The 25,877-nt window shown below is 49.3% G+C and carries 28 protein-coding genes; 16 read left to right on the top strand and 12 right to left on the bottom strand.

Annotated features, from left to right (window positions below):
• The first annotated feature begins 356 nt into the window (after positions 1 to 356).
• Positions 357 to 3,347, top strand: a complete 2,991-nt coding sequence (locus tag EDM21_RS19815) for a PA14 domain-containing protein (RefSeq protein ID WP_157338181.1) — start codon at positions 357 to 359, stop codon at positions 3,345 to 3,347.
• Between the two features lie 117 nt (positions 3,348 to 3,464).
• Here EDM21_RS19815 and EDM21_RS19810 read toward each other — a convergent pair whose 3' ends face one another.
• Positions 3,465 to 4,763: a DUF2515 family protein gene (locus EDM21_RS19810; RefSeq protein WP_157338180.1), complete on the bottom strand. Its 1,299-nt coding sequence runs from the start codon at positions 4,761 to 4,763 to the stop codon at positions 3,465 to 3,467.
• 185 nt (positions 4,764 to 4,948) lie between these two features.
• On the opposite strand from EDM21_RS19810, the gene EDM21_RS19805 reads away from it, so the two are divergent.
• A complete protein-coding gene (locus EDM21_RS19805; RefSeq protein WP_157338179.1) occupies positions 4,949 to 6,520 on the top strand; it encodes a copper amine oxidase N-terminal domain-containing protein in 1,572 nt (523 codons plus the stop codon).
• 113 nt (positions 6,521 to 6,633) lie between these two features.
• Here EDM21_RS19805 and EDM21_RS19800 read toward each other — a convergent pair whose 3' ends face one another.
• Positions 6,634 to 6,828, bottom strand: coding sequence for a type II toxin-antitoxin system antitoxin (locus EDM21_RS19800; protein ID WP_157338178.1), 195 nt, complete (start codon positions 6,826 to 6,828; stop codon positions 6,634 to 6,636).
• An 8-nt stretch (positions 6,829 to 6,836) separates the two neighbouring features.
• Positions 6,837 to 7,679, bottom strand: coding sequence for an SPFH domain-containing protein (locus EDM21_RS19795; protein ID WP_157338177.1), 843 nt, complete (start codon positions 7,677 to 7,679; stop codon positions 6,837 to 6,839).
• A 241-nt stretch (positions 7,680 to 7,920) separates the two neighbouring features.
• On the opposite strand from EDM21_RS19795, the gene EDM21_RS19790 reads away from it, so the two are divergent.
• From EDM21_RS19790 to EDM21_RS19775, 4 genes are all read left to right on the top strand, one after another.
• Positions 7,921 to 8,265 (top strand): thioredoxin family protein, encoded by a 345-nt coding sequence (locus EDM21_RS19790; protein WP_157338176.1) that lies wholly within the window; start codon positions 7,921 to 7,923, stop codon positions 8,263 to 8,265.
• A gap of 335 nt (positions 8,266 to 8,600) precedes the next feature.
• A complete protein-coding gene (locus EDM21_RS19785; RefSeq protein ID WP_157338175.1) occupies positions 8,601 to 9,572 on the top strand; it encodes a COX15/CtaA family protein in 972 nt (323 codons plus the stop codon).
• 299 nt (positions 9,573 to 9,871) lie between these two features.
• Positions 9,872 to 10,684: a Cthe_2314 family HEPN domain-containing protein gene (locus tag EDM21_RS19780; RefSeq protein ID WP_235918289.1), complete on the top strand. Its 813-nt coding sequence runs from the start codon at positions 9,872 to 9,874 to the stop codon at positions 10,682 to 10,684.
• On the top strand, positions 10,593 to 11,381 hold the full coding sequence (locus EDM21_RS19775; protein WP_157338173.1) for an SDR family oxidoreductase: 789 nt from the start codon (positions 10,593 to 10,595) through the stop codon (positions 11,379 to 11,381). Before EDM21_RS19780 ends, EDM21_RS19775 begins: the two co-directional genes overlap by 92 nt.
• Positions 11,382 to 11,710: 329 nt before the next feature.
• Here the strand turns inward: EDM21_RS19775 and EDM21_RS19770 are convergent, their stop codons facing one another.
• Entirely contained in the window at positions 11,711 to 11,959 is a 249-nt protein-coding gene (locus EDM21_RS19770) for a NifU family protein (protein ID WP_068775104.1), read from the bottom strand.
• Between the two features lie 282 nt (positions 11,960 to 12,241).
• Here EDM21_RS19770 and EDM21_RS19765 point away from each other — a divergent pair, with 282 nt between their 5' ends.
• Entirely contained in the window at positions 12,242 to 12,439 is a 198-nt protein-coding gene (locus EDM21_RS19765) for a hypothetical protein (RefSeq protein ID WP_235918285.1), read from the top strand.
• 127 nt (positions 12,440 to 12,566) lie between these two features.
• Complete coding sequence (locus EDM21_RS19760) at positions 12,567 to 12,815, top strand: YuzB family protein (RefSeq protein WP_068773925.1); 249 nt, start codon at positions 12,567 to 12,569, stop codon at positions 12,813 to 12,815.
• 91 nt (positions 12,816 to 12,906) lie between these two features.
• Here the strand turns inward: EDM21_RS19760 and EDM21_RS19755 are convergent, their stop codons facing one another.
• Both EDM21_RS19755 and mqnE read right to left on the bottom strand, forming a co-directional pair.
• The gene (locus EDM21_RS19755; protein WP_157338170.1) at positions 12,907 to 13,971 is read right to left on the bottom strand and encodes an NAD(P)/FAD-dependent oxidoreductase; all 1,065 of its coding nucleotides are present in this window, start codon (positions 13,969 to 13,971) and stop codon (positions 12,907 to 12,909) included.
• A 90-nt stretch (positions 13,972 to 14,061) separates the two neighbouring features.
• Entirely contained in the window at positions 14,062 to 15,165 is a 1,104-nt protein-coding gene (mqnE, locus tag EDM21_RS19750) for an aminofutalosine synthase MqnE (protein WP_157338169.1), read from the bottom strand.
• A 385-nt stretch (positions 15,166 to 15,550) separates the two neighbouring features.
• On the opposite strand from mqnE, the gene EDM21_RS19745 reads away from it, so the two are divergent.
• Positions 15,551 to 15,754 (top strand): aspartyl-phosphate phosphatase Spo0E family protein, encoded by a 204-nt coding sequence (locus EDM21_RS19745; protein ID WP_157338168.1) that lies wholly within the window; start codon positions 15,551 to 15,553, stop codon positions 15,752 to 15,754.
• A gap of 95 nt (positions 15,755 to 15,849) precedes the next feature.
• Entirely contained in the window at positions 15,850 to 16,215 is a 366-nt protein-coding gene (gene erpA, locus EDM21_RS19740) for an iron-sulfur cluster insertion protein ErpA (protein WP_157338167.1), read from the top strand.
• 197 nt (positions 16,216 to 16,412) lie between these two features.
• On the opposite strand, the gene mscL is transcribed toward erpA, so the two are convergent.
• Both mscL and EDM21_RS19730 read right to left on the bottom strand, forming a co-directional pair.
• Positions 16,413 to 16,847: a large-conductance mechanosensitive channel protein MscL gene (gene mscL / locus EDM21_RS19735; protein ID WP_166542103.1), complete on the bottom strand. Its 435-nt coding sequence runs from the start codon at positions 16,845 to 16,847 to the stop codon at positions 16,413 to 16,415.
• 91 nt (positions 16,848 to 16,938) lie between these two features.
• The gene (locus tag EDM21_RS19730; protein WP_068773931.1) at positions 16,939 to 17,100 is read right to left on the bottom strand and encodes a mechanosensitive ion channel protein MscL; all 162 of its coding nucleotides are present in this window, start codon (positions 17,098 to 17,100) and stop codon (positions 16,939 to 16,941) included.
• A 430-nt stretch (positions 17,101 to 17,530) separates the two neighbouring features.
• Between EDM21_RS19730 and sda the strand changes: the two genes are divergently transcribed.
• On the top strand, positions 17,531 to 17,686 hold the full coding sequence (gene sda / locus EDM21_RS19725) for a sporulation histidine kinase inhibitor Sda (protein ID WP_068773932.1): 156 nt from the start codon (positions 17,531 to 17,533) through the stop codon (positions 17,684 to 17,686).
• 20 nt (positions 17,687 to 17,706) lie between these two features.
• Here the strand turns inward: sda and EDM21_RS19720 are convergent, their stop codons facing one another.
• Together EDM21_RS19720 and EDM21_RS19715 are read right to left on the bottom strand one after the other, a co-directional pair.
• Positions 17,707 to 17,973, bottom strand: a complete 267-nt coding sequence (locus EDM21_RS19720) for a hypothetical protein (protein WP_157338165.1) — start codon at positions 17,971 to 17,973, stop codon at positions 17,707 to 17,709.
• A gap of 82 nt (positions 17,974 to 18,055) precedes the next feature.
• Positions 18,056 to 19,078 carry an NAD(P)/FAD-dependent oxidoreductase gene (locus EDM21_RS19715; RefSeq protein WP_338044025.1) on the bottom strand — a complete coding sequence of 341 codons (1,023 nt, stop codon included), beginning with the start codon at positions 19,076 to 19,078 and terminating at the stop codon, positions 18,056 to 18,058.
• A gap of 408 nt (positions 19,079 to 19,486) precedes the next feature.
• Between EDM21_RS19715 and EDM21_RS19710 the strand changes: the two genes are divergently transcribed.
• Both EDM21_RS19710 and EDM21_RS19705 read left to right on the top strand, forming a co-directional pair.
• Positions 19,487 to 20,680 carry an NAD(P)/FAD-dependent oxidoreductase gene (locus EDM21_RS19710; RefSeq protein WP_157338164.1) on the top strand — a complete coding sequence of 398 codons (1,194 nt, stop codon included), beginning with the start codon at positions 19,487 to 19,489 and terminating at the stop codon, positions 20,678 to 20,680.
• Between the two features lie 100 nt (positions 20,681 to 20,780).
• Entirely contained in the window at positions 20,781 to 21,059 is a 279-nt protein-coding gene (locus EDM21_RS19705) for a hypothetical protein (RefSeq protein WP_157338163.1), read from the top strand.
• A gap of 182 nt (positions 21,060 to 21,241) precedes the next feature.
• Here EDM21_RS19705 and hemQ read toward each other — a convergent pair whose 3' ends face one another.
• On the bottom strand, positions 21,242 to 21,988 hold the full coding sequence (hemQ, locus tag EDM21_RS19700; protein WP_157338162.1) for a hydrogen peroxide-dependent heme synthase: 747 nt from the start codon (positions 21,986 to 21,988) through the stop codon (positions 21,242 to 21,244).
• A gap of 197 nt (positions 21,989 to 22,185) precedes the next feature.
• On the opposite strand from hemQ, the gene EDM21_RS19695 reads away from it, so the two are divergent.
• Positions 22,186 to 22,449, top strand: coding sequence for a YuiB family protein (locus EDM21_RS19695; protein WP_068773938.1), 264 nt, complete (start codon positions 22,186 to 22,188; stop codon positions 22,447 to 22,449).
• Positions 22,450 to 22,583: 134 nt separating this feature from the next.
• Here EDM21_RS19695 and EDM21_RS19690 read toward each other — a convergent pair whose 3' ends face one another.
• On the bottom strand, positions 22,584 to 22,808 hold the full coding sequence (locus tag EDM21_RS19690; RefSeq protein ID WP_157338161.1) for a PspC domain-containing protein: 225 nt from the start codon (positions 22,806 to 22,808) through the stop codon (positions 22,584 to 22,586).
• A gap of 332 nt (positions 22,809 to 23,140) precedes the next feature.
• Between EDM21_RS19690 and EDM21_RS19685 the strand changes: the two genes are divergently transcribed.
• Together EDM21_RS19685 and dnaI are read left to right on the top strand one after the other, a co-directional pair.
• Positions 23,141 to 24,661, top strand: a complete 1,521-nt coding sequence (locus tag EDM21_RS19685; RefSeq protein WP_157338160.1) for a replication initiation and membrane attachment family protein — start codon at positions 23,141 to 23,143, stop codon at positions 24,659 to 24,661.
• Between the two features lie 75 nt (positions 24,662 to 24,736).
• The gene (dnaI, locus tag EDM21_RS19680) at positions 24,737 to 25,687 is read left to right on the top strand and encodes a primosomal protein DnaI (RefSeq protein ID WP_157338247.1); all 951 of its coding nucleotides are present in this window, start codon (positions 24,737 to 24,739) and stop codon (positions 25,685 to 25,687) included.
• Positions 25,688 to 25,877 lie beyond the last annotated feature (190 nt).

Below are 25,877 nucleotides of genomic sequence, written 5' to 3'. Positions count from 1 at the left end.
CGCAGACAAGCTGCAAGATGCGCAAGCCCCCTCTACTGGAGAGGAGCATCATTTCTCGCGCTTTCTGCGGCAATCATACGGCAAACGCGTAGCCAATCAAAACACCTTCAAGAGAAAGTAACCATGTCGTAAGACAAGGGGACGATTCTTGAAGGTGTTTTTGCGTTGGTAAAGGAAGAGCTAGGCTCCATGGTGAAAGTAACTGATTTTTTTGATACACATTGTATCAAAAATTAGCGAAACGTTATATAATCATTATTGAATTTTGTAATATATAGGAGGTTTTGTGGTAGTAATCTAGTTTAGATTGTCTGGTGGTAGAGATGATTCAATATTTATTGGTAGGAGGGAGTAAGATGATGAAAAAATTAGTACTTGGTGTGGCATGCGGACTGTTGACAGTTTCACTTGCGGCTCCTATGCTTTCCGCGGCAGTTCCCCAGTCGGGTTTACCGGGGTCCTGGGATGGCATCACGCAAACGGCTCCATTGAATGGGCCGTATGAAGATCCTGGTCAGAGCGATGTTCCTTTCGGCGGTGGATCCTTCTACAAGCTTCCCTGGCGTTCGTATGTCGATACTCAGGAAGCCAGTCAATTTCTCGATTCTCTCGGCGTCGTCATTAATGTGACGGAGAAAGAAACGGATGCTACCGCACAAGCGCTCGCGGAGGCGGGGATCAAGCACGCCCGTTTCGAAATGGGCTGGGGGAATTTGCAGTATGATGATGAATCGAAGGTAGGCTATACCGTCAAGGAACGGGAGTATGCCAATACGCTGAAATCTCTGCAGAAGCATGGAATCCGCCCGCTGATTCTATTGAATTCCAATTCCGGAATTCCCGCACCTTATAAGGAAGTCAAAACGGCATTGCTGGAGCCTGCCGTTACAGGGGCTACATACTTGAAGCTCGATCCTGCCCAATTAACCGGGATTGTCGTTAAATATACGGGAGTTAGAGAAATAAACAATCAGGGACACGCTTTAAGTCAAGGATTTAACCCGCTTATTACCGAACTCAATCCGACAACGGGGATCGCCAAACTCTCTTCACCGCTTCAGGGGGCAACTATACCTGCCGGCGCATATTCCTTATATAAGCTGAAATACCAGCCTCTTTCAGGCAAAACATTCGCGGACGGAACGCCGAACCCGGCCTCCGATGAAACCATAGAAGGCTGGAAGACTTATGTAAAAAGTGTATCGGCCTTCGCGAAACGTGCATTGGGTACCGAAGGAAAGGCAGACGCCGGCTTCGACTTCGAAGTTTGGAACGAGCAAACATTCGGGCATCATTTTATGGACATTAAGTATTATTACGAGCCGGACCTCCAATTCTCGCAGCCGCCTACGTATATAACGCGCAAAGGGGAGACCGTAACCGGACAGGAGGTTTTTCTCCCCGTTACGACCGATGTGGTGAGCGATCCGGTTAATCAGACTCCGGGCGTGAAGGTTATCAGCGGATTCTCTAACCAGCGTCCCAAAGACAACTTCCGCTGGATCTTTGACGGTCAAGCCGGAATAAGCCGTCACTATTATACGGGCTACGACAAGAATAAATTCACTTACAAGCCGCCGACCTGGCATCGCACCGCTAACCAAACCGTCGATGCGCTCGGGAATCTCGGCAGCACCTTTGTACCTTCGTTCATGCAGGCCAATCCGGAATATACCTACTCCGCTCTCGTAACCGAGCATTTAAGCCGGGATATTCAGCCGTTCCCGAACAATTTTAAAGATCATTACCGTTTCGCGAACTTTAACCGGAAAAACGTGGAATTGTGGCAGACCGAAACGAATTTCGGTACGCTGAGCTTCACGAACGAACTGGCCGCGGCTAACGGGATTCCTAAAGAATCACCGGCTCTGGGTCCGATCCGCCAAAGAATCGCGACGAAATCAACCTTGCGCAATTATGTATTCCAGAGCCACAAAGGACTGGAGCGACTATACACCTATGTAGCCAAAGAAAAACATGACGTCACCTCCGCGATACTTCCGGTCGCGTTCTACGAAGAACTGGCCAATAACAATTTTGTGCTCAATGATAACGTACGCGCGAAGGTTGGCCCTCAATTGACTGCCCTGAAGAATACGGTGAACCTGTTAAAAGGAGGGGAGAAGATCGACAACTTACGGAAGCTGAACGTCGCGGAAGTGATCGAGCACAAACCGAGGCTCGTGTTCAAAGGGGACGGAACGCCCAATCATCCGGATTACTACAACCGTGAAGACCTGGTCATCGCTCCGTTTCAGCTGAAATCGAATAAATTCGCAATCGGCTATTATGTAGCATCCCGCAATCTGACACAAGCCTGGGATCCTGCGAAAGGCGCATTGGACCCGGCCCGTTACGATTTCCCGGATCAGACCTTCGAGGTTAAGCTGAAGAACATCAACACGACTTCTCCCAATGTATCTGCTTACGATCCCGTAACCAATACATCCGTCCCCGTTACGATTACAGAAACTTTGCCGGACTCGATCAAGGTAAAGCTGACGACTTCGGATTACCCGCGTTTTCTGATCATTGAGGAATCGGCACCGGGACCGCAGGTCAAGAATGTAACCGTGAACAAAGTACACAACGGAGGAGTCCTCAGCTTTGTTCCTAACTTTACGGGCCCAGTCAACGTATCGTGGGGTAAATATCCGGCTAGGGCAGGGAGTAAATTCAAACGGGAGTATTTCAAACTTGAGCATCAGAAAGGAACGCCTACCGTCGATTACATTGATCTCCTTGATTATAACGACAAAGGGGGCCTATTCCCTGAGGATAAACCGGGTTCGGTACGGATTACGGGCAAAATCAAGCCGAAGCATACAGAGACGTACACGTTCCAGCTATTGACTTATGATCAGAAAGGAAGCGTATGGCTGAACGATCAGCAAATCATCGTACCTTACGGCAAATACTCGGCAAGCGTCCCGCTGGTAGCGGGCACCGAATACAACATCCGGTACGAAACGACGTCGCCGTATGTCGGCCTCAAAACGGCTTCGCTCAACTGGTACAGCGCGTCACAAGTTTATGAGCCGGTTGTTACATCTGAAGGTCCCGACAATCAAAGTGTCATTCAAGTCGTTAAAGATCAGCCGGTCAGTTACAGCATTCCGGGCCTCCGCGAAGGCGATGGAGTAAAGTTGACTTATAAAACAGGGGCACCCAACAAATACCCTCAGTGGAATTATGATTATACGGGTGTCCTATGGCCAGCAGCTTCGCCGGGAACGAACACCTTGACCGGTCCGGTGAATTCAACTGCCGAATCGGTGTCGGAGCTTTCCAATATTCATGTAAATTCGCCCGAACTTGAGGGCAATGAAAATTTAATTCAGCCTTAAAGTGTACGTCACAACCAGAGGCACAGGCATCACGATCTTAACCGGCTGTGCCTCTCGTTGTGTATGCCTGCAGCTTGCCGTTCATCACTCTGCCATGTGCTGTGCAAAAAAGGTTCTTTACCCCTTCAACTGCTGCGCAGCCAATGCAGCTGTCTGCACCTTGTGGAGGCCGAAGCAGCTCTCAGCGCTCATTTCGAACAAATCCGGGATAGCAATATCTCCGATAAAGCCGAGAACATCCGCGGTATGGAACCAGTCACCCGGCTCAACCGGCGCTAGGGGGACATCGTCCCAAGCATCGGTAAGCCTCGGACTGTAGACCTGGGAAGCTCCGGGCATCAGCTCACAGCCGGCGATTTTATTCAAATGCGTGGTGATTGAAGGGGGCTCTTCTTGTGCATTCGTGAACAAATGCGGCCAATAATCTGCTCTTGAGCCTGTATGGGGATATGCCGCGAACCGTAAGACTCCTTCATATACAGCGGGGATGCCGAATAAAATGCCATAGAGGGTTTTACCGAACTGGATTCGTTCCCGCAGATCGCTGAAGTCTTCGAGAATGGCTCCCGCAAGATGGATCGGGGGATCTTGCAAGACCTTGTCCCCGCTTTTTTTTGCAAATGGAAAAACAATCTGATTAAGCTGCATCAGCGCCTGCATCTGAAATTTCAGTGACCCGAGTACATGCTCGGCATAGTAAGGCGCTTTAACAACCCGCCCTTCAATGTAATGCTGCTCGTTGATAATCAGAGCGGTTGTCAGCATGACGGAGTCTTGGGCTCTCCAGAACTCTTCCCAGACGGGTTTCATAAAAGCTGAGACACCAAACGCGGGTAGGAGGTGAAAAAGTGATTGCTTGCTTGTCAAAGTCGCTTGATATAAAAGCAGCTGAGGATAAGCATCTCCGAAGATAAGGCAATTGGCTTTTTCCAGGAAGGAGAAAATAGTTTGCCGCTGTGAGGGACTTAGAAGAAAGGGCAGATATTGTCCATGCAGATCGGTCATGCTCCACCCGCCGTTCCGGGAGACCATATGCGCAAGCAGAGCCCAATGAAGTTCCGGATGCTTAGTGTACATTTCCCAGTAGGCTTGTGTCCTTGTCACGTTGTTACGGTTGCCGCGGCCGGTGGCCAGACGGATTTGTTCTATGAGGCTGTTTTCTTCCGAAGTAAAGGAGAGGGATTCAGACAGACTGGGGCTTGTAAAAGATTCAGGTATCAGAGCTGTGCAGGTATGCTGCAACCGCCGGATGGTTGCCTGGTCAGGGACGAGCTTCCGGGTCGCCGCAGCTTGTAACTTGCGGGCGGATTGCATGGAAGTCCGTTTGGCTAAGATCAGCTGCGCCAGTGTCTTGGGAAGAGAGCGGATCCAGCTTCCGATTGTTCTCCAGATGCTGTTCTCTTTGGCATGGTTCATGCGGATAGACCTGCCTTTCAGGGGCGTTATGTATGTTAGACTCCTCTCCATAGGCCTGCCTTATTCAAAGTTCTAGGCCTTCAGTATGTGCCTTTATTAATTTTCAACATTTTTATGAGTCTTTTTACTTATTTCTGCGTATAAATTAGGGTTAGCATTATATGGAACTGGAAAGGAGTCTTTCAATGAAGAAAATTGGTTGGAAGCAGTGGTTATGTGGAGGTACAGGAGCGCTGATGCTCGTATTGACAGGCTGCCAGTCCGTAGACGGTCTGGATATCAATAAGGCGCTTGTTAAGCAATACGAGGTTAAATCGGCAGAAGCGACGGAGTCACTGAAGCTGGAACTTATTACGGGTGATACCAAGAAATTGCCGGAAGACGCCCAGAGATTGCTCGATCTTTTCAAGAATGTAACAATCAAGTTTACGGAAGAGAAGATGGAGAGTCAGGAGAAGGCATCCATCAAAGGCGAGTTTGTGTACGGCAAAGGCAGTATTCCGTTCCATATGTCAGTGGATAAGCAGGATGTGTTTATCAGCATTGAAGGGGTCTCCAAGCCGATACATATCCGTAACGCTCAGATGAATCCGGTTGCCGGCGGCATGATGATGCCGGATCAGGAGAAAATCGAAGAAATGACTAAAGCGCTGCAGGACAGCATGCCGTCGCTGGCATCCTTCTTTATCGGTCACGCGCCGAATCCTAAAACGATCAGCGTAACTTCCGTAACGGAAACGGTCTATAACGAATCGGTCTCTCTCAAGAAACTTCATGCTGAAATTAAAGGCAGCGAGGCGCTCGGTCTGGTCAAAACACTGCTGCAAAACATCGCGGCGGATGAGGAAGGCTTAAAAGAATTTATTGGAACCCTGTTTGATGTATTGGCTCCGATCGTAAAAGAAACCGTGGAAGAATCGGGAGAAAGCAATGTACTTATCGATACTTACCTTAATAACAAAACCTTGACTGTAGCAACCATCTATGAATTTATACAAAACGGCTTAAAAGAAGTTCTTAACCAGTACGACGCTGAGACGGATAAATTTCTGAACAGTCCGGGACAAGAACCGCTCCGCGAAATCCTCAGTGACAGATCTTCCGTCAAAGTTGATCTCTTGGTGGATGGCGACCAGCATATCCGCAAGAGCACTGCGGACATAAACATCCCGCTGCCGGAGGCAGAAACAGGTCTTAAGGGATTCAAAGTAAGCTCCACAAGTGAAAGATGGAATATCAACAAGCCTGTAACGATAGATCCTGTTAAAGCGGATGGAGATAAAATCCTGTTCGATACGTCCAATCCGGAGGCAGTCCCGTCTCTGGGAAGCTTCCTGCGTTCAATCGATAAAAACTCCGCGTTCTATAAGCTGATTAAAGAAGACCTGCAGGTTACTAAGCGTAATGCGCTGGTTTCAATGGATGACGAGTGGAGCAAATATGGTTTTGCCGGGTACCTCAAGAATGATGTATCCATGGCACCTGTTACTTATGTATCCGAATTACTGGATGCAGAAGTGAAGTGGGACGGTGCAACGAAGCAAATTACAGTAATTGACGATCTGAACGGCCACACTGTGGTGTTCACACTCGGTTCCGATCAAGCTGTAGTGGACGGTAAAACCGTTACTCTGGAACAGTCCGCAGAATTGACAGGTGACTTCACATTCGTGCCGCTGAGATTCCTTGTAGAATCCTTAGGCGGTGAAGTGAAGTGGGATGGCGATGAGCAAGCTGTCCGCGTCACACGTCCATAAGCAACGCATAAGCAAGGCAGTTTAGCTAATCCGGCCGCAGACTGAACCGGATAAATAAGAAGGAGCACTTCCTGCCCGCCGGGGTAAGAAGTGCTCCTTTTGTTAAGAAAGAATTACTCGGTTCTTTTCTCCGTGCCGGAAGGCGGTTGGGGCTTGTTCCCCGGCAGCCTGCCCGACCGCAGCAGCGCCTCCCGCAGAAGAAATTCGATATGTCCGTTAACGCTGCGGAATTCGTCGCCCGCCCAGCGTTCCAAAGCTTCGTACAGCTTAGGATCGAGACGCAGCGCAAAGTTTTTCTTGGTACCCATGGGGCCGCTTAGTAGATCGAACCGGAGTTGATGACAGGTTGGGCGGAACGGTCAGAGACAACGGCAACGAGCAGGTTGTTGATCATGGCTGCCTTACGCTCTTCATCCAGTTCGACAACACCCTCTGCCTGAAGACGGGAGATGGCCATCTGCACCATGCTGACAGCACCTTCAACAATCTTCTCGCGGGCAGATATAATCGCGGATGCCTGCTGACGCTGAAGCATCGCACTGGCAATTTCGGTCGAGTAAGCAAGGTGAGTCAATCTCGACTCCAGCACCTCTACCCCCGCTACATTCAGCCTGCGCTCCAGCTCATGAGTCAGCTCTTCCGCGATTTCTTCGGTATTGGCTCTCAGTGAGTAGGCTTCACCATTGTAGGAATCGTACGGATACTTGGAAGCGACATGACGGAGTCCGGTTTCGCTCTGAATCTCAACGAACGTCTGATAATTGTCGACTTCGAACATGGCTTTTGCCGTATCGACTACACGGAATACTACGACTGAAGCAATTTCAATCGGATTGCCGTCTACATCATTGACCTTCAGCTTAACGCTGTTAAAGTTGCGTACCCGCAGTGAGATCTTCTTACGTTCTGTAAACGGAATTGTAATCCAGAAGCCGCTATCACGGATTGTACCGCTGTAACGGCCGAAAAAATTGACGATCATCCCTTGATTCGGCTGTACCACGGTAAAGCCGGAAATCGGGATAAGAGCGAGAACAAACAGGATCACAGCAGGAATAATCATCTCCGCGATCAAGAGATAAGCTCCTGCCGCGAGTAGAGCCAGCACCGCCAGCACCCCTATAAAACCGTTCAATTTCCACACATTACGTTCTTTCATGGCACCAGTCTCCTTCGATTCAGTAATTGGATTTATTATATCGTTTTGATATTCATATGATATCACTTTTTACATTGATTGTAAATTGGTGAAGAAGACCATTTTGTACCCTTATCCGTCTTCCGTCGGTATGGAGTTATTGACACCGCCTTTTGAGCATGCTATAAGATAGACAAGTCAATAATCCGATGATGCCGGTCGGGAATCAGAACCGGCAGATTCCATATCTGAGGTGAACAGCATGGAAAAAATCCATAATGAACAAGATTTCCGCGCCGCGGTAGAAGAGTCAGGAGTTACAATCGCTGTTTTTAAAACAACCTGGTGCAAAGACTGCCATTATATCGAACCTTTCATGCCGGACCTTGAAAAAACTTATGCGGGACGGATCCGTTTCATTGAACTGGACCGTGATGAAGTGCCGGACCTGTGCGAAGAGCTTAACATTCTGGGCATTCCGAGCTTTATCGCTTTCCGCAACGGGAAAGAGCTGGTCCGGTTCGTAAGCAAGCTCCGGAAGACGCGGGAAGAAATTGAGCAATTTCTGGACCGTGCTATCGAAGTGGGAAATGCGCTGCCTGAGTAATTATTGTCTTCTAAAGTACCGCAAGGTTGAAGCCATTCCATCCGGAATGGCTTTTTCTAATGAAAGTCCAGATCAAGGGGCTACGATGCAAATGGATGGAACGGGCGGGTCATTATTCGGGCATGATAAAAGCGTAACGTAGTTTGCTGCCCATCTGATTTGTCTTCAAATAAATGGGGCCATTTTCTTCCTCCTGCTTGTTTCAAGGCTTTGTAACATTTGCGAATGGAATTGGACCTTCATACTAGCTATAATAAATTAGAAGGCTTTACTGCCGTCATTCGACAATTACTACCGTAAAATGGCATCAGGAATATAGAGAAGTAGGTGCATTTATGTATACTTTAGCTAGACGGTTCTCCTTGGCAACCATGATCGGGATGTTCTTGATCATTATGATGGGAGCTCTCGTTACGAAGACGGATTCCGGTTTGGGGTGCGGATATGAGTGGCCGCTGTGCAACGGTAAGTTCGTCCCGGCATATACCATTTCATCGATGATTGAATACAGTCACCGTGCCGTGACCGGGCTGGTCGGCTTTCTGATGCTGGCTACCTTCATCCTTGTGTTTAAGTCGGTCGAGCGCAAGGATGCGAAGTACTTTGTAGGAGGAGCCGCCCTCTTTACTGTTATTCAGGCAGCCATGGGAGCTTTTGCAGTGGTCTGGCCGCAATCTTCAGCAGTCTTGGCGCTTCACTTCGGCCTTTCACTGCTAGCCTTCGCGATGACGCTTCTGCTGTGGCTCACGTTCACGAAGTGGGGCGATTACACGGTATCGGTAGCACGCGAGACAAGGCAGGGACAATCCGCGGTCCAGCCGGGCAGTGCGCCCGTTGCTCCGGGATTCCGCAAATTTGTCTGGTTTATTGCAGTGTACTGCTACATTGTCGTTTATGTCGGGGCATTCGTACGCCATACCGAATCTTCAGGGGGCTGTGCAGGCTGGCCGTTGTGCAATGGCGAAGTCGTACCGACCCTTAGCGGGGCATCCGGTATTGTGTTCTTTCACCGCCTGGCGGCTGCAGGAATTTTGATCTGCGGGATTGTCCTGTTCGTAATGGCCCGCAAAAACTATAGCCATCTGACGAATGTATATAATGGAACGCGATGGGTGCTCATTTTACTTGTCGCTCAAGTATTCAGCGGAGCGCTCGTAACGTGGTCGCTGGGTCATGAAACTTTATTCTTGTTTACTGCCATGATCCATGCCGTACTGATTTGCGCCTTGTTCGGTTTTATCAGTTACTTGTGTGTCGTTATGCTCAGCGCAAGGAAACCGATTGAGAAGAATACAGCAGGTAAATAGAAATTTGAGTGTTCAAACAAAGCTTTATTAATTCTTCATATGCACGGTCCCTACAGGGCTCATTTCACTTCCTTCGGGAAGCCCCGGTGGAACTCCTTAGGAGTTTACTGGATGGAAATGAGCTCTTTTTTAACTGTAAAAGAAGAAATATTCCTTTTCGAAAGACCGGCTGGCTGGTTAAGGGAGATAAGGGACTGTCGGCACCCGTGTGTGACGAGCCCTGCGTATAGGCGTATGGTTCGGTGACAGGGGGCTCATACTGAGGGAAATGAAGTAAGGGGGGAAAAAGAGTGCTTAGAATGATTTTTGATGAAAAGAGACGTGTAGACCGCTGCGATAAACAATTGGAGCAGGCGTTTACCTCCATCAAGCATTATTTGAACAAGCTTCAGAAGGATCGCCGTACAGAGCATACTTATGAGCCCAAGAAGCTGCATAGACTGTATGTATGGACGCAAAGCTTCCTGGATGCCCTCGATGAGCTGGAGCAGAGCCAGTATTGTGCCGTGCGGTTCTCGCAGCACATAACCAAATCCTATCTGGATGAAATGAACGCGGAGGAGCTGGATCATTACAGGCGGTATGTTTATTTTTATAAAAATGCACTAATCCGGTTGTTTTCTATCCTGGACAAATTAGGTTATTTCTTGAACGATCTGTTCGAATTGAAGACGGAAGTGATTAAAACGCACTTTTCCTTTTTTACCGTATTGCGTAGAATGAGAGAGACGGGTGTTCATCCGGCCCTTCAGCAGAAGCTGTTCGATTTGAAAGTGGGAACCAAGCAGCCGCTTGAGATTCTCCGGAATCAGCGCAATATGGAAATTCATTACGTGAACGTGGATATGCTTGATGATTTGATGCAGAACCATTCGTATTTTGGCGACCGCATCGGGGTGGAGAACTTTCGTGCGAATCTCGCGGAACTTGCCAAAGGGTACGGGATGGTCTGCGAAACGATGGATTTGGTCTTTCAATATATTTCCCGTAAAGCTGCGGGTGAACACGGGGAGGGGAAACATGGCGGAAACACGCAGGACGGCACTCATTACAGGAAGCGCGAAAGGTCTGGGCAAAACAACGGCTCTGGCGCTCGCGGGGCTCGGATATGATATTGTCATCAATTACGTACATAGTGAAAAAGAAGCACATGAGCTTGTCCGCCATATTCAAAATCTGGGCGTACGGGCGGCCGCAATCCAAGGGGATATATCCCGCAGTGAGGATATCCAGCGCATCGCAGAAACCGTCGGCGAGACGGTTGGCGGAATCGATGTGCTGGTGAACAACGCGGGCCCTTTCATCCGCGAACGCCGGTTGTTCGCGGATTATACGAGTGATGAGATCGATTATCTCATCCGCGGCAACTTGCTTGGCGTGATCCAGCTCGATCACGCCCTGCTGCCTCAGATGCGGCAGAAGCGCTGGGGCCGCATCATTCACTTCGGCTTCGGTCATGCCGCCGAAGCGAGAGCCTGGCCGCACCGGGCGGTATACGCGGCGGCCAAGGTGGGACTGGTGTCGTTCACGAAGACACTGGCGGAGGAAGAAGCCGCCCATGGGATCACCGTGAACATGATCTGTCCCGGAGACATCCGCGGCGCCAACAAAGAGAAGCGGATCGAGGATGTGGAGGGACAGACCGATGACGAAACGCCGCGCGGGCGCCCAGGCACCGGCGAAGATGTGTCCCGGGTGATATCCTTCCTGTGCGACCCGCGGTCGGATTTTCTCACCGGCAACATCATGGAAATTAACGGGGGTCTGGACCCCATTCAGACGCTGCCTATGCTGAAGCAGTCCAAATGACCGGCGAACAGCGGCGGCGGGATGAAGCTTGGAACCAGAAGCGAGCAGGGCGGCTTTTCAGCTGCTGCAAGGGATGCTGATTCGTACTAAGCCCGGGATAGTATGCGCAGTCGGCAGCTTGTGCCCTGTGTAAGACGCTGGAGCACGGTCCAGAAGCTCTCCAAGCGGCTCAGCCTATACATAATCGTTCATAGAGTAAAGCCCTGTCATACAAGACCTGATGGTCTTCAGTGACAGGGCTTTATCATTTTTCAGGAGGGATATACAAGATCGGAAGAGATCTTCCCCGCTCTATAACACACGAAAGCCGGCACAGGGCCGGCTCCGGATTAGAATACTTGAACAACCTCAGTGATGCCTTCAACTTCCTCCACCAATGCACGCTCAATACCAGCTTTAAGCGTAATCGTGGAACTCGGGCAGCTGCCGCAAGCTCCCATCAGCTTTAATTTAACGATGCCGTCCTCCACATCAACGAGTTCAACGTCACCGCCGTCACGCTGCAGGAACGGGCGAAGCTTATCTAGAACTTCCAGTACTTCATCATAGATGGTTGCACTTTGAGTATTTTCTGTCACGTAAATCAACTCCTTTCTCCATCTATTATAGTACATTTTCCTGAAAAAAAATATCCCCCTGAAGGAAAGAGGCGGTGGATGTAAAATGTTCCGTTCTTGTGTTTAATGACCGGTTAAGAAAAAAGGGGTTGCAGAATCTGGATAATGTTATATAATACAAATAACAAATTCACTTAACTGTATTATAACATATGGAGATGTATGCTTCCAAGCACGCAAAAGAAGGGATGGATGAACATGAGCGAACAAAGGGATTGCTGTCATTGCTACGGAGAAGGGGAAATGGAATGTGCGAGTTGTACGGGGGAAGGAAGCCTCGGTAACCGCGGAATTTGCCTGGATTGCGGAGGGACCGGCCGTAAAGCGTGCGCGCGCTGCAGCGGAAGCGGTGTGGCGGCAGATGCGTTCGATACGAGTGATTCCATCACGGACATCATGAGAAGCTTTTATTTCAGACCGGAGTATACCCGGGGAAGATAAGAGCCCTGCCGAGCATTCGCTGCGGTACCGCACACAGGCCCGGGGCTGTTCTGCTGCTTAAAAAGCTCTGTATGTGTTACAATAGAGGGAGTACTATTCAGCTCTATTCATACAGGTGGAGATTAAGATGAGACCTATTATAGAATTCTGTGCCAGCAATCCGGCAACGGATGACTTGCTTGAGAAGCTGGAGGAGAATCCCGACTACGACGTAATCGAATACGGCTGCCTCGGTAACTGCGGCGAGTGCTATTTATTCCCGTTTGCTATGGTGAATGGAGAAATGGTAGCGGCCGAGACGACTGAGCTGCTGTATAACGAGATCATCCGTAAAATCAAAGAAGTCGAAGCGATGCTCGATCTTTTTGACGATTAAATAAGAAAGCCCGGTGTGCACTTCATCTTCCATGAAGGCACACCGGGCTTTCTTGTTCATCGGCTTCGTTCAGCTCGTGTAGCAGCCGGAATCAGCCGAAATGGTTCTTGGACATCCATAGGACACCGTTCTTGAGGACACGTGGAACCATGCCTGTCATGACTCTATTCTTACCCATCAAGCCGAATCCGGTTTTCTTGCCGAGTGAGCCAAGGACACCTTTGAGCTTGATTTGGCCAAGACGCGGTGTGTCATTCTTCCACAGCGCCTGCATGACTTCCACGATCTGCTTGCCTTGCGATTCCGCAGCCTGTGCACTTGGTGAGAAGGGCAGACTGGCACAGTCGCCTACGACAAACACATTCGGGTGGGTGGGAATCTGGTGGAATTCATTCAGGACTACACGTCCTGAAGCGTCTTTCTCCACCTGAAGCTCCTCCACGAGAGGACTCGGCTTGATGCCGGCTGTCCAGATGGTAGTATCGGTGCGGATGATTTCCTCTTCGTTGTACAGGTCGCCTCCATCCAGGCGTCTGAGCGTTACATGAGAGCGCATCTCGATGTCATGCGCCAGCATCCAGTCTCGTACGAATTCCTTCGCCTTGGTAGGGAAGGAGGAGAGAATGCTCGCACCGCGGTCAAGGATACGGATATTGATGTCCGGCCGGCTCTCGCGCAGCTCCGCAGCGACCTCTACGCCGCTTAGACCGCCGCCGACAATGGTGACTTGCCCGTAAGGGACAACGTCATTGACGCGCTGGTAAGTGATACGGGTCTGCGAGAAGGTCTGAATGCCGTTGGCGAACTCTACAGCACCCGGGATGCCGTGGAAGTTATCCACGCAGCCCAGGCCGATTACGAGGTAGTCATAATCCAGAGGATCTTTGTCTGCAAAAAGAACCTGTCTGGCCTCGATATCGATTCCGGTTACTTCTCCGTACTTCAGGTTGAGCCTGGGATCGTTCGGATAGTGAACACGAAGCTCCGTATCAGAGGCTGTACCTGCGGCTAGGGCGTAGTATTCTGTCTTGAGTCCTTGAAAAGGTGACCGGTCGACAAGGGTAACGGTCCAATCATCAGGTATTTCTTTTTCCAGAAGCTCTGTGGCTATGGTCATACCGCCATAACCGCCTCCCAGAATAACAAACTTATTCATGGTACATGAATCCCTTCTGCGGTAGCTTTGTTCGTAAAACTTTACTGTTTGTCTCTCATTGGAAGTTTCTCTTAATCGTTCTTACCCCAATTAGTTGTAGGTTTGAACCACGTTGTAGAATGTATCACGTTCTACGGGAATCCTGCCGGCCCCTTTAATCAGCCAAACAAGGTCTTCTTTCGTTATTCCGTCAGGTGATTGGGCTCCAGCCGCGTGCGAAATACGCTCTTTGACGATCGTGCCATGAGCATCGGATGCGCCGAATTGGAACGCGAGCTGAGTTACTTTGACGCCCATATTAATGAAGTAGGCTTTGATGTGCGGAAAATTGTCGAGCATAAGCCGGCTGATCGCGATGGTCTTGAGTTCATCCACAGCAGGTACCCGGCGGCGAATGCCGGCTTTGGAGCTGGCGGGCTGAATAGAGTTCGGGATGAATACATGGAATCCGTTCGTTTCATCTTGAAGCTCCCGCAGCAGTGCCATATGCTCGATTCTTTCTTCGAGCGTCTCAATGGAACCGTAGAGCATCGTCGCGTGAGTTTTCATCCCGAGCAGATGGGCTTCACGGTGAACACCCAGCCACTGATTCGTATCCGCTTTCTCGACTTTCATCTTTTTCCGGTAGCGTTCCGTCAAAATTTCGGCACCGCCCCCGGGCAGTGTATCGAGACCGGCATCCATCAGCGTGCGCAGTACTTCTTTGTAGCTTAAACCGCTGATACGTGCAAAAAAATCAATTTCGGCAGCCGTATGGGCTTTGAGCGCTACCCCGGGATAATGCTGCTTCAGTGTGCGCAGCGAATCCACGTAATACTCAAAAGGTACGTGCGGGTTATGTCCTTGGCTGATATGAAACTCACGGATATCCGGGTGGAAATTATCCGAGATATAGGACAGCATTTCGGAAGAAGATAGCGTGTAGGAGCCTTCTTCGCCTTCGTCTCTGCGGAAATGGCAGAATGCGCAGTGCTCTTCGCATACATTTGTGAAATATAAACTCATGTTTTGTACAAAATAAATGTGCTTGCCGTTTTTCCGAAGGTTGACCTTATTAGCTAATTGACCAATGGTCAACAAATCGTCCGATTGGTACAGATAAAGGCCGTCTTCCCGGGTAAGACGCTCTCCGTGCTCGACTTTTTCTGCAATTTCAGCCATGCGGCGGTCAGGACTTTCGATCATGACATTCATTAGTATACCCTCCCTGAAGGATCTTTTGAATCCCGTTGTTTGTAATTTTTTAATTGCATCGGTATGACCGACCCTAGATTCTTAGCAGCTTCCGTTCATCAGGTGAGCTATTGTGGCTATGTGTATTTGTTCACAAGCTCCGGTCTATATCATTCATCACGTTTATTCCATCCTTCCTATTATAAACCTGTCCTGGTCAGGGGGCAATAAGGATAAACCTTTTCGGCAGCATACATAACTTGGATGATGTCGGATTTTGTACAATGTTGTTGGAAAATATTTTCACAATTTTAGTGTAAATTTGGAAAAAGGTGCTTTATTAACCAGGCGTTTATGATGTACACTTAATAAAGTATCTTTTTGCCGGATGGGATGGTAGGGAAATATGCAGCAGCCGTTAGATCGGGATATCGGGAGAAAGCTCATTGAGGACATTGAGCAACTGAGGTTCCAATTGGTAGAGAAGGGTATGCAGTATGGATTTCTTCATCCATCTGTCCAACAGGACAGCAGGGATTTAGATAAGCTGCTCCTGCAATTCTATAAATTGGAGCAGGCAGTGGTCCCTCTTGAGGCAAAGCAGAAATAGGGGTATACTATAAGATGATAAGTGGATTACTAAAATGACTGCTTAAGGAAGCGGGTCTATTTGTGAAGACCGCTCCGTACAAGGAGGTTACCTATATGAGTTTACTGAAGATCAGCGATGAAGCTACAGATAAGATCAAGGAAATGCTCGAAGCAGAAGAAAACCCGAGCCTGTTCCTGCGCGTAGGCGTCAAAGAGGGCGGCTGCAGCGGATTTTCTTACGGAATGGGACTCGATGATGACCAGAAAGCTGACGATACTATTCTGGATTTCAGCGGTTTGAAAGTAGTCGTCGATTCCGACAGCGCGAAGTATCTGTATGGCGTGGAGATCGACTATAAAGACGCGGGCATGGGCGGCGGCTTCACGATCGATAATCCGAATGCAGTAGCATCCTGCGGCTGCGGCGCTTCGTTCAAAGTGAAGGACGAAGAGGGCAAAGCGGAGAAGTGCGAGGATTAATTTTTAAGATTCCTCTCTCTTATTTTGGACTAGGAGCCTTCCAGACTTGTGTGTTTAGACATACACGAGACTGGGAGGTTTTTTTTGTATAAATTTGAAGCGTAGGATGAGGGATATGGATAGAAATTTATATACCAAGAACCTTCTCCGCACCAGGCGCGGAGAAGGTTCTTGGTTCTCTTATCCAATTACACGCATTAAGCCTGCGGCTGCGGCACAGCTTCCCCGCCCAGCACGGATGTGCATTGCGGACAGCGGGATGCTTTGATCGGAATTTGGGAAATGCAGTAAGGGCACTCTTTAGTTGGATCCGGAGCCGGTTCTTCTTGCTCGGGCTCTTCTTTGCGGCGGAGCCTGTTCATCTGCCGGATCATCAAGAAGATAACGGCGGATACGATCAGGAAATCGATTATCGTATTAATAAAAGCGCCGTAATTAATCCGCACGTTTGTTGCCAAATCAAAATGCAGATTTTTAAAATCCATTTTGCCCAGCATCAGTCCGATAGGAGGCATAAGCACATCATTGACCAGCGAGGTCACGATTTTATTGAAAGCAGCACCTATAATGACGCCGACCGCGAGGTCCACGACATTGCCGCGCATAATAAATTTTTTGAATTCAGATAAGATTTTGCTCTTCTTGAACGTATCCATTTATTTACATCCTCCCTTTTTACCCATCCTAGTCTAGCAGATCGGGCATTAGGGAATCAATGAAATTTTAATAGAGGATACGCTTAAGAACACGAGTGTTTTCTCCGTACTTCTGCTTCATCGCTTTGGATTGTTCGAGCATATAAGTATAGAGTTCTTTGAGCCGTACTTTTTGAGGCCGGATGGTTTCTTTCACTTCTCCGTTAACGACGATGTCGTACACGATCATGATTCACTTCTCCTTTCGCTTCTGAACCCATTATAACGAGCCCGTATTAAATTCATGTTAAAAAAGATCATCTATCGTGTGAAATTGTTCGGCTCCATACGATAGCTATGTAAAAGAATATGCGAAATGAGTCGGATTATTCCCCTATTTTGGAAATGGTATACAAAAGGGGTGATCCCCTTTAGAATGCGCTGTTATGAATTATGTTAATTGAAGGAAGATATTCGATTATTTGTTTTTATCGGCTCCTTGTAAAAGGAGGGTGTGTATAACTTTGTCCACACTATCCACCTACAAAACTCGCCATTTTTAGAGTGTATTCACAAATTACCCACAAGATATGCACAAGAGTGTGTGGATAACGGAACGCTTGTTCTAGAAAAATGACCATGGTAATATAATAACAAGTTGTACGGGAAAGGTGGTTGGCATGAGACAGATTAGTGATGAGACGCTTGTTGAATCTTATTTCAAAGCACTGGACCTTGAACTCGAATCAGATTTTGTCGATTTGTTATTAGGTGAGATTAACCGCAGACATATCGTGCTGGAAACTTACAATGGCGAAGAAGCTGCCCTTGCGTAGCTTCTTTTTTTTGTTTCCGTCTATATTAACTTTTCCCCGCCCGCTATTTCTTCGACTGCCACAACCCCGTTTTGACCGCAGCCTTCACAGGCTACAACATGCATACATCGGTTACTGAGCACGTCAGGATATCCGTTAGAAAGCCCGATCGCTTCAATATCACGATACGGGGCATAGGGCCCGAGGTAATCATTGTACCTTCCGAAATCAGCAGCAGGACCGGAACAGCCGGGGCATATAGCGGTTAAGGTTTCCATTCCGTTACAGACAGGGCAGTAAGATGACAAAGGGCATTCCTCCTTGGATGATCTGCCGGTAAAACCGGCAGCAAGGTTAGAATGCCCTTTGACGTTTATTTTCATTGATGGATCAGAATTTCATATTGCTGCTGTGCCCCGGAGACAGCTTGGCGGTTGGATCCATATAGACCTTGGCGTTATTGACGGCAGTAGGGGCCTCGCCGAATCCGACGGCAATGAGTTTAAGTTTGCCGGGATAAGTCGTAATATCGCCTGCGGCGAAAATACCCGGGACATTGGTTTCCATGCGTGAATCGACGACAATAGAGCCGCCTTCAATTTGGAGACCCCATTCGGAGATCGGCCCGAGAGAGGACACGAATCCGAAATTAACGATAACCGCGTCTACGTCTACAATTGTTTCTTCGCCGGTTTTGACATGAGTGAGTGTAACTTTCTCGATGGAATCACCGCCGTCAAAGCCGGTAATTTCTGTTGGAGTTATTACACGAACCTTTGAATGATTCAATTTGTCGACGCTGTGCTCATGAGCGCGGAACTTGTCTCTGCGGTGAACGAGCGTGACCTGCTCTGCGATCGGTTCCAGCATGAGCGCCCAGTCAACAGCGGAATCGCCTCCGCCTGTAATCAGTACTTTTTGACCGGCGAAAGAATTCAGGTCTTTAACGAAATAGTGGAGGTTGTTCCGCTCATACCGGTCCACGTTCGGAAGATCAATTCTGCGCGGCTCGAAAGCCCCTACGCCTCCGGTAATAATGACGGCTCGGCTAAGATGCGAGCCTTTGTCGGTGAGCACTTCGAACAAGCGCTCTTCTTTCTTGATTACATTCAGCACCTTCTCTTCCAGGCAGACCCGGATAGGGAAGTGGTTCATTTGTACGGCCAGGTTATCCACCAGCTCTTGAGCCGTTACTTTGGGGAAGCCGGCTACATCATATATATGTTTCTCAGGATACAAGGCGGCTAACTGACCGCCGAGCTGCGGCATACTCTCGATTAATGTAACCGAGGCCTGCCTCATGCCGCCGTAGAACGCCGCGAACATGCCCGCGGGACCTCCGCCGATGATCGTCAGATCCCTTACCTGCTCCTGAAGATTTTCATTAGGTTCCGTATGTGCTGCTTCTTTCACTATCCGACACCTCCACTTTTATACGCTATCCTTACTTTGTTCATTATAAACGTCCGTATTCAGGAAAGAAACCATTTGACCCGATGGAAAAAGACCCGAATTCATTCTTGTGAAAATAATGAAAACGCTCTTAATTAAAAGATGCGGGTGTCGGGAGAAAACCGGGTATCTAATTTGTCGGAATTCACGAAAAAAGCCCGTTTTTTTTAGGGAAAATGTCCCTTGCTATTTAATAGGGCACATTATATGATTGCATGAGATTAGTGCCAGATAGGCGTGATATACAAAGAAAAGCGCCTGTATAAACGGCTCCGGTCCGCATCATTCTATCGTGAATGTTTTAAGCCTAGAGAGAGTGTGAATCTATCACAACAGGGCCTTATAAAAAGATGGAAGTGAGAGAAACCAATGAGTAGAGTGCCAAGAATTGTTATTTTAGGCGCGGGCTACGGTGGTGTTGTGACATCTTTACGTCTTCAAAAAATGCTCAATTATAACGAAGCGGACGTAACGCTTGTAAATAAACATGATTATCACTACATCACCACGCATCTGCATATGCCTGCTGCCGGGACGGATAATCCAGAAAACGCACGTGTCAATATTTCTTCGCTAATTGATGAATTTAAAGTGGATTTTGTGAAGTCTACCGTTGTACAAATCCGTCCCAATGAGAAGAAAGTGATTCTCGAAGACGGGACGTTATCCTATGATTATCTCGTGATAGGCCTTGGGGGCGAGCCCGAGACATTCGGAATCCCCGGTCTCAAAGAATATGCCATGACGATCCGTAGTATTAATAGCGTTCGTCATATACGTGAACATATTGAATATCAGTTTGCCCGTTTCAAACAGGAGCCGGACCGCAAAGAGCTGTTAACGTTTGTTGTCGGCGGTGCCGGATTCTCCGGAATCGAATTTATCGGCGAGCTGGCCGACCGGATTCCGGAGCTGTGCAAAGAGTTCGACGTCGAACCGAGTCTCGTGAATATTTATAACATTGAAGCGGCTCCGACGGCTCTGCCGGGTTTTGATCCCGAACTGGTGGAGTACGCGATGCGGCTGCTGACCGATAAGGGCGTTACGTTTAGAATCGCTACGGCGATCAAAGAATGTACGCCGGAGGGTGTGCTGATCGCCGGGGACGAATTCATTAAAGCCGGTACCGTGATATGGACCGGCGGAATTCGCGGCAACCACCTGCTGGAGGATGCCGGGTTCGAAACGATGCGCGGACGGATTAAGGTGGACGAGTTCCTGCGCGCGCCCGGTCACGATAACATCTTTGTCACGGGCGACTGCTCGCTCGTCATGAATCCCGAGGGCCGGCCTTATCCGCCGACCGCTCAAATCGCGACGCAGCAGGGAGACAACTGCGCGTACAATCTCGTTGCCTCTATCCGGGGCAGCTCGCTCAAAGAATTCAGCTTCGTGAATCGCGGTACGGTAGCGTCGCTGGGCCGGGGCGAAGCGATCGGGATCGTCGGCACGAAGAAGATGAAGGGCAGCACCGCGGCTCTGATGAAGAAGGTCATCGATATGCGGTACTTGTACGCCATCGGCGGCCTTCCACTGGTCGTACGCAAGGGCAAAATCCGGTAAACCGGATACAACGAACAAGCAGGCCGGCCACTGGCAGACGTCCGAAGAGGCGTGCCGGTGCCGGCCTTTCGTATTCATTATAGGAAGCGGGGGCATCCATATGAGACATTGCAGCGTTCAAGTGCGCGGGAGACTGACGCGAAGCGAGCTGGAGCGTTATAACGCGCTTATAGAAGTCGGACACTATCTCGAAGAGCAGAAGCGGTATGATCTGGTAGCCGTCGTACAAAAGGAAATAGATGTGCTGATTCTCCCTGCCATCGAGCGGCTCAAGGAGAGAAGCCGGCAGCGTGACCGGGATACGGAGGAATATCTGCGCCGGAAGGCCGAGATGGAAGCCGAAATGAAGCGCATCCGGGATGAGGAAGAGGAAGACTAGAAACGGTGACATATGGTATCGCAACCGGCCGGGAAGAAAAGAGCCGCGCTGCTCCTATTGCCTTGGGGAGAGAGCCGTCAGCTTCCGTGAATGCGGAAGGCTTGCCGATACGCAGCATAACAGCCTGTACGCAGCAAAGCACCCCGGTTCCAGGAACCGGGGTGCTCTTGGTATTCTGTGTATTAAACGTGCAGCAGGCGCGCCAGGCGGTCGTTATCGAGCAGGTTGCCGACATAGAAATCGCCGAATTCGCCGAAGCGTGCGCTGACTTCGTCAAAGCGCATCTCGTACACGAGCTTCTTGAACTGCAGTGCGTCGTCCGCAAACAGAGTGACGCCCCACTCCCACAGATCGAAACCGACAGAACCGGTGATGATCTGTTTGACCTTGCCCGCATAGCTGCGGCCAATCATGCCGTGGCTGCGCATCATCGCTTTGCGGGAATCCAGGTCCAGCATGTACCAGTTGTCGCTGCCGTCACGGCGCTTGTTCATCGGATAGAAGCAGATATGCTTCGCCTTTGGCAGCGCCGGTTTGAGGCGGGCTACAACTTCCGGATTCTCCATCGGATCGGAGCCCGGCTTGGCCATATAGCTGCTCAGCTCAACGACCGATACATACGAGTAGACCGGGATCGTGAATTTGGCAAGCGTCGATTTGTTGAATGCCGTTTCGAGATCATTCAGTTCTTCCAAAGTTTCACGAAGCTGCATAAACAGGATATCGGCTTTCTGGCCGACGATGCTGTACATCGCAGTGCTTCCTTGCTTATTGTTCTCAATGGACTGCCACTCCCCGATAAAATCGTGCAGCTCGTCCTCTGCCCGCTTACGCTCGTCTTGGGATGCTTCTTTCCATGCATTCCAATCCATGCGGCGGAAATCGTGTAAGGCGTACCAGCCTTCTAATGTTTCGATGGCTTCACTCATAGGAAATGAAAACCCTCCTTTTCTGTACAGGAATTCACGTACTGCCATATCCCTCTCATTGTATCGACTCGCTATGCAAAAGGCAAATGAACAAACCGTGTCACCAGGCGATTGTTCAAGATGTAGACACTTTACCGGACAGGGGAATTTGTCTACAATAGAGAGTAAGAATGTGGATAGAAAAGGAGTGGACGAGTTTGATCCAGTTTGTTATCGTCATTGTCCTGATGTTCGTGCTGTTTTTTGGACTCGGGTTTATTCTAAATATGCTGATGAAAACGACCTGGTTTCCGAGCTATGCGTTCATAGCGCTTATGATCGGACTGGCTTTCTATTACAGCGACAAAATGTCTGCCGTTACCTACGTGGATATCGTTCCGGTTATCGGCGGTCTCGCAGGTGCAGTTGTCAGCGGGACAACCATCCGTACTCTGCGGATTAAAGGCTTCAAAATGTTCTAGCTGCTCACTCTACAAAAAACCATCCTGCCTGCGGGGGTATCCGGAGCAGATGGCGGGAACAATCAATAAATGAACGGCAAGAAGCCCGGGGGAGCTCCCGCGGGCTTTTTTTAATCTGGATTATCAGGCGTGTCTTAGTAAGAGTGGTAAGAATTCGGATAATCGTAAGCGTTCAACGGCTCTTTTGGAACCAGGAAGCTCGCAATGATGTAGATCGCGGTGAAGGCTCCGAAGCTGAATAACGCACAGACCACGGCGATCAGTCTCACAACGGTTGAATCCACACCCAGGTAATTCGCGATTCCTCCACATAATCCGGTCAATTTCTTGTCTGTTCTGGAACGAAATAATTTATTCATCTTAATCTCTCCCTTGAATGAGTTCGTATTTTATTAAATCGTGTTCTTCTTCGTCAGCTCTTTACCGTGTCTTTCTTTCATACCTTTATTGTATAGAAGAATATAGCCGGTCAAAACGGCCTTGAGACGGTTTGTTTCTTAGACTTTGGTCGGGGTGGTCACACCTTATAAAGACGGGGAAGCGCGCTGTTTGGAGAAGGCCGGATTGCGATTAACGGATGATTTATGAGCCGTTTGAAAACGAAAGGGATATTTTTTCATTCCCTTCCTTGTCGATAATTGTGGTAAAATGAAGCCCAGACCTTTTTTAGGTACGGATGGAGTTTGATGCTATGCGTTTGACCAATTTACTGCATTTTACGGAAAACCACCGGTTCTGCGTTTACCGGGATTTTGCGCTCAGCAGTCTTGATTATAAGATGCTGTCTTCGATCTATCAGCCGATGATCGGGGGCTACGCCATCAGTTTATACCACACGCTCTTCCAGCAGCTGTCCGCTGACAAAGCGGGCTATGCGGGGCTGGAGCAGCAGCGTAAGCTTTTCCTGTCTATGGAACTGGACCCCGGTGAACGCAGCCGCAAGCTCTTTATCGAGCAGACGTCCAGGCTTGAAGCGGTAGGCCTGCTGCAGACGTCGCGGATTTATGTTCCGGAAGAAGAAGATTACATCTACGAATACACGCTGTTTTGTCCTCTGTCGCCCAATGAATTTTTCCGCAATCAACATTTGACCCTGCTGCTTCGTGACAAGATAGGCAAATTCATGCTGCTTTCGCTGCGGGATGATTTGACTACACCGGAGCCTGAAGAATTAACCGGTGCGGACAGCGAGAATCTGTCTGTTCCTTTCTATGAGCTGTTCAGCCTGAACACGCATGTGATCGATTACGAGCTGGAACAGGCGCTCTACGAAGCTTCGGCCGGCAAGCAGACCGGCCAGCCTATGGACGTAACGACCAAAGGCTACGAGTATGCCGATCTGATTACCCGGTTTCCCCGGGGCTCTTATAACCGGATTCACGTGGAGAATCTGAAATATAAGCCGGAGATGATGATCTCCATTAATATGGTCGCAAGGAAATACAGTCTCACGCTTCAGGAAACATGCCGGCTGTTGGATGAAGACGGTATGTTCGATGACGATGGCGAGCTTCAGATTGATTCCCTCCAGTACAAGGCGAATTTGTATTTCCGGCAAGGCAAGAAGAGAGAGGAAGAACGCGAGCGGTTCCTTCAACGAGCCGAAGCGAATTCGGTCGATTCTTCTTCGCCGGAAGCGGCTGAAGCGGCTTCACGGGCGGTCGAGATGCAGTATTATCTGGAAGTGCCTGCGTTCCTGCAGGCTTCTAATAACGAGCACCAGTATAATACGCTCCTCAAGAACGAGCCTTACACGCGTGTTCTGCAGAGCTTTTTTACGCAAGGACCCGTTCCGAACGGCGTCCTGGATATTTTCGAGAAAATCGATCTCAATTATAAATTGAAAGAGGAAGTCATTAACGTCCTTATTCATTACATTCATATAGACAAACGATCGTGGGCCAAGTCGTCCATTGAAGCTGTAGCCTCGGATATGCTGGGCAAACATATCGCTACCTTCGAAGAAGCCGTCGACTATGTGCGGCAGCGGATCAAATTCCGCGAGCAGGCGGCGGCCAAAGCTGCGGCAGCAAAAGCATCGGGAGCGGGAACTTATAGCGGCCGGAGCCGGACCCGCACACCTGCAAGCAAGACGCAGAAGCCTCAGATTCCAATTGTCCAGAACAGCGGGCAGACCACGCGCGTGACGGATGAAGAGCTCGAAGAGATGCTCAGCAAAGCCAAACGGCTGGATGAAATGTTCAATTCTTAATTACGCAGAACTGATGATGGTTCTCATTCATATTAGAAAGTAGCAAGTATGCCTATGGCGGGAGGAGGAACCGTGTTGGAGTCGTTGTCTGATATGCTGAAGCAGATGCCCAAAACCGACTGGATGAAAAGAGCGGAGCAGCAGGCCAAGCTTGTGCTGGAAGATCCGATGATCCTCAAGCTCCGGGAAGAGCATCCGGCACTCGATGACCGTACCTTGAAGGTGAATATGAACCGGCTGTATCAGTATGTGAGAGAGTATAATCACTGTGCCAACTGTCCCGGTCTTGAGAACTGCCCCAACGATATGACCGGCCATTACACGGTACTGAATGTCGAAGAAACAGGCGAGCAGACGTATATCCACGAGGAAAAAACAGCCTGCCGGAAGTTTATCGCCAAGCAGACACAGGATGCGATCCGCAGCCGGATCCGGACTTTTCATATTGATGAGCAGGCTTTGAGCCGCGAGCATACCTATGCGGATATTCTGCGGACGGACTTGCAGCGGGCCAAAGCGGTGGATCAATTGAACGATTACGTGATCCGCACAGCGGAGGAGGGTCCGCTTAAGAAGGGTTTGTATCTTCAGGGCTCCTTTGGAACGGGGAAGACGTTCCTTATGTGCTACATGCTCTATCAGCTGGCAAAGAAAGGATTTACCGGGGCTATCGTTTATATGCCGGACTTCGCGGAGGATCTGAAGGGAATGTTCGGAGACCCTCAGAAGCTGAGAGAAACGATTGAGCTGCTTAAGGAGACCGATCTTCTTGTGTTTGATGATATCGGTGCGGAGAATTTGAATCCGTGGCTGCGTGATCATGTAATCGGAGCGATCCTTAACTACCGGATGAACCGCAAACCGACTTTTTTCACGTCTAATTATGATCTGAATGCTCTAGAGAAGCATTTCAGCTTTACGAATAAGGACGGTGATGAGGAGTTTAAAGGCCAGCGTATTATGGACCGGATTCGTCCCTATGTAGAGGTGCTGGTTATAGACGGGAAGAACAAGCGGGGAGCCTGAGCGAGCGGGAATGATACGGAATAATCTGGAACAAGCAGAACCGCCGGGGTGCTCCCGGCGGTTCCAGATTGCAGACAAACTCCTTTGTTCCGAATGGAACTCAGGAGTTTGTCTTGTTTGGAGAAATAAAAAACTCAAAAATGCAGTAAGTTTCTGTTTTGAGCCACCGGTTCTCCAAAGCCAGGTGGCT

Source organism: Paenibacillus lutrae (assembly GCF_009757775.1).
Lineage (GTDB): Bacteria > Bacillota > Bacilli > Paenibacillales > NBRC-103111 > Paenibacillus_F > Paenibacillus_F lutrae.
Note: the sequence above shows the minus strand (reverse complement) of the source record. Positions and strands in the feature narration are given on the sequence as shown.